General features: G+C 72.1%; 3 protein-coding genes. 2 read left to right on the top strand and 1 reads right to left on the bottom strand.

Annotated features, from left to right (window positions below; all coding sequences use genetic code 11):
* Positions 1–774 (bottom strand): cache domain-containing protein (locus HMPREF3105_RS06555; RefSeq protein ID WP_305791336.1); only part of this gene is annotated, 774 nt, incomplete at its 3' end.
* A gap of 187 nt (positions 775–961) precedes the next feature.
* Here HMPREF3105_RS06555 and HMPREF3105_RS06550 point away from each other — a divergent pair.
* Positions 962–2,377: a cation:dicarboxylate symporter family transporter gene (locus tag HMPREF3105_RS06550; protein WP_070709007.1), complete on the top strand. Its 1,416-nt coding sequence runs from the start codon at positions 962–964 to the stop codon at positions 2,375–2,377.
* A 241-nt stretch (positions 2,378–2,618) separates the two neighbouring features.
* Entirely contained in the window at positions 2,619–3,479 is an 861-nt protein-coding gene (locus HMPREF3105_RS06545; RefSeq protein ID WP_036315755.1) for a ParA family protein, read from the top strand.
* Positions 3,480–3,527 lie beyond the last annotated feature (48 nt).

Genomic DNA, 3,527 nt, shown 5'->3' with positions numbered 1-3,527 from the left:
CTCGGTGGGCAGTCGAGGCTCGCCCGCGCCCTCCCAGCCGAGCAGGCGCGCGGCGGCGTCGTTGTGCAGGCGGGCCCGCCCGTCCGGGGCGAGGACCACGACGCCGGCCTCGAGCGAGTCCATGGCCGTCTCCGCCAGCAGGAACTGCTCGGCGATCTGCTCGGGGCCGCGTCCGAGCGTCACCCGGTTCAGATACCGGCCCACGAGCCAGGCGACGAGCAGGCCGACGGCGGCCACGGCGGCCGAGCCGAGCAGGATGCCGGGGATCTGGGCCTGGGCCATGATGGCGACATCGGAGATCTGCACGCCCGTCGTGACCACGCCCAGGACGGTGCCGTCCTCCGGGTCCACGACCGGTGCGAGCGCGCGCACCGAACGGCCCGCCGCACCGGTGCTCGAGAGCTCCACGACGGTGTCCCCGGCGACGACGGCGTCCACCGGCCTCGGGTAGCGGACGCCGACCTGCTCGGGGCGCCAGCTCGCCAACCGCATCCCGTCCGGGTCCATCACGGTCAACCACGAGACCTGCGCCTCGGCGATCCAGCCGTCGATCCCGGCCTGCAGGGCGGGGGCGTCGCCGGCCCGCAGGGCCGAGACGAGCGCGGGGTCGCGCGCCACGAGGGCGGTCACGCCATGCACATGGCGCTCCTCGACGCGCTGGGCCACCTCGCGGGCCTGGAGGTAGGCGCTCCACACGCTGAACAGGGCGATGGCCGCCACGAGCGCCACGTGGACCACGGCGATCCGCCGGGCGATCGACCACGGGTGGCGCATGCCTCTCCTCCCTCGGGCCGGCGACGCGCCGGTCCACCCCCACGATCCTGCAGTCCGTCGGCCGCCGTGACCACTATGACCGCAATCGTGACCGACACCACCCGGGGCCGCGAGAGTGGTCACATCCCTCCCGCGCCGCTGCGGACCGCTCGGCGGCGCCCCACCACCGCACAGAACGGAACGCCCGATGGCGCCCACCCCACCGGCCGAGACCTCGGCCCCGCCGGCCCCGGCGACGAAGAAGGACCGCACCCACTGGCTGTACATCGCCGTGATCGCCTCGGTGGTGCTGGGCGCCGCCGTCGGCCTGCTCTTCCCCGAGTTCGGCAAGTCCCTCAAGCCCCTGGGCGACGGCTTCGTCTCCCTCATCAAGATGATGATCGGCCCGGTCATCTTCTGCACGATCGTCCTCGGCGTCGGCTCGATCGCCAAGGCCGCGACCGTCGGCCGCGTGGGCGGCATCGCCCTGGCCTACTTCATGGCGATGTCCACGTTCGCGCTGGCCATCGGCCTCGTCGTCGGCAACCTCATCCACCCCGGCGAGGGCCTCAAGCTGACGCCCTACGACCCGAACAAGCCCCAGGCCGCGGCGGACGGCACCGTCCAGTTCCTGCTGGACATCATCCCCGGCTCCCTGCCGGTGCTGCCCACCCTGTTCATCGCCCTGCTCGTGGGCTTCGCCCTGCAGCAGATGGGCCCGGCCGGCGCCCCGCTGCTGCGTGGTCTCACCCTGATCCAGGGCGTCGTGTTCCGCATCCTCATGATGGTGATGTGGGTCGCCCCGATCGGCGCCTTCGGTGCGATCGCCGCCGTCGTCGGCTCCACGGGCTGGTCCGCGATCGGCGCCATGGCGCTGCTCATGGGCGCCTTCTACCTGACCTGCATCGCCTTCATCGTGGTGGTGCTCGGCACCATCCTGAAGGTCGTGACCGGCCTGAGCATCCTGTCCCTCATGAAGTACCTGGGCCGGGAGTACCTGCTCATCTTCGCCACCAGCTCCTCCGAGACCGCCCTGCCCCGCCTGATCGCCAAGATGGAGCACGCCGGCGTGGACAAGTCCGTCGTGGGCGTGACCGTGCCCACCGGCTACTCCTTCAACCTGGACGGCACCGCCATCTACCTGACCATGGCCGCGCTCTTCGTCTCCAACGCGATGGGCGCGGAGATGAACCTCGGCGAGCAGATCGGCCTGCTGGTCTTCATGATCATCGCCTCGAAGGGCGCGGCCGGCGTCACCGGCGCGGGCATGGCCACGCTCGCCGCCGGCCTGCAGGCGCACCGACCCGAGCTGCTCGGAGGCATGGGCGTGATCGTGGGCATCGACAAGTTCATGTCCGAGGCCCGCGCCCTGACCAACTTCACCGGCAACGCCGTGGCCACGCTCCTCGTCGGCCGCTGGGTGGGGGAACTCGACGGCGAGCGCGCCCGGCGCGTCCTCAGCGGCGAGCTGAAGTTCGACGAGGCGACCGTGGCCGGCCACGACGGCGCCGCGCACGACCCGCAGCAGTCCCCGACGATCGCCGAGCAGGCCTACGAGGGTCACCCCGACTCCAGCCTGAACTTCACCATGGCCGCCGACGGCGACCGGAACCCCGCCCGCTGACGGAGGCGGCGGGCCCGCGCGGCACGCCGCACCGTCGACCACCGGCGACGCCGGGGACGAGCCTGGACACCGGCCCGTCCCCGGCGTCGCCGTCGTCCTGGGAACGCCAGGCACTAGGGTGGGGGAAGATCCGGACACGCCGACGACGGCGGCCGCGGTGCGCCGCGGCCCGCGGCCGGGCGTGCAGACCACCGTGGAAGGAGCCGGCGCCGCCGTGACCTCGAGAGAACCGATCCCCGTGATGACCATCCACGGCGAGCCCGTGCTCGGGCCCACCGGCCGGCCCAAGCACGACTTCCCCGAGCCCGCGCCCCTGACCTCGCACGGCCCGGCGCGGATCATCTCGATGGTGAACCAGAAGGGCGGCGTCGGGAAGACGACCTCCACCATCAACCTGGGCGCCGCGCTCGCGGGCTACGGCCGCAGGGTGCTCATGGTGGACTTCGACCCGCAGGGCGCCCTCTCGGCCGGCCTGGGCGCGAACCCGCACGAGCTCGACACCACGGTGTACAACGTGCTGATGGAGCGGTCGGTGACCGCGAAGGACGCGATCCTGTCCACGGACTTCGAGAACATGGACCTGCTGCCGGCCAACATCGACCTGTCCGCGGCCGAGGTGCAGCTCGTCAACGAGGTGGCCCGCGAGCAGGTCCTCGAGCGCGCGCTGCGCCAGGTCCGCGACGACTACGACGTGGTCCTCATCGACTGCCAGCCCTCGCTGGGCCTGCTGACCGTCAACGCGCTGACCGCCTCGCACGGCGTGATCATCCCGCTGACCGCCGAGTTCTTCGCGCTGCGCGCGGTAGCCCTGCTCGTCGAGACGATCGAGAAGGTGCAGGACCGGCTCAACCCGGACCTGGAGATCGACGGCGTGCTGGCCACGATGTTCGACCAGCGGACCCTGCACTCCAAGGAGGTCGTGGGCTCGCTGGTGGCCGGCTTCGGGGACCGCGTGTTCGAGACCGTCATCAAGCGATCCATCAAGTTCGCCGACGCCACGGTGGCGGCCACGCCCATCACCCTGTTCGCCGAGAACCACGACGGCGCCAAGGCCTACCGGCAGCTCGCCCGCGAGCTGATCTGCCGCGGCGGCGCGCCGTGACCGTCCGCTGAGCGCCGACGACGCCGGCCCGGTCCCGTCGCGGGACCG

The organism is Micrococcus sp. HMSC31B01 (genome assembly GCF_001816085.1).
GTDB lineage: Bacteria > Actinomycetota > Actinomycetes > Actinomycetales > Micrococcaceae > Micrococcus > Micrococcus luteus.
The sequence above is the reverse complement of the archived record's forward strand: the minus strand, read 5'-3'. Positions and strand labels throughout refer to the sequence as shown.

What these genes read in the sequence shown, in the direction of transcription:
- HMPREF3105_RS06550 (WP_070709007.1), top strand. Translation starts at nt 962, where the DNA reads ATGGCGCCCACCCCACCGGCCGAGACCTCGGCCCCGCCGGCCCCGGCG.
- HMPREF3105_RS06545 (WP_036315755.1), top strand. Translation starts at nt 2,619, where the DNA reads ATGACCATCCACGGCGAGCCCGTGCTCGGGCCCACCGGCCGGCCCAAG.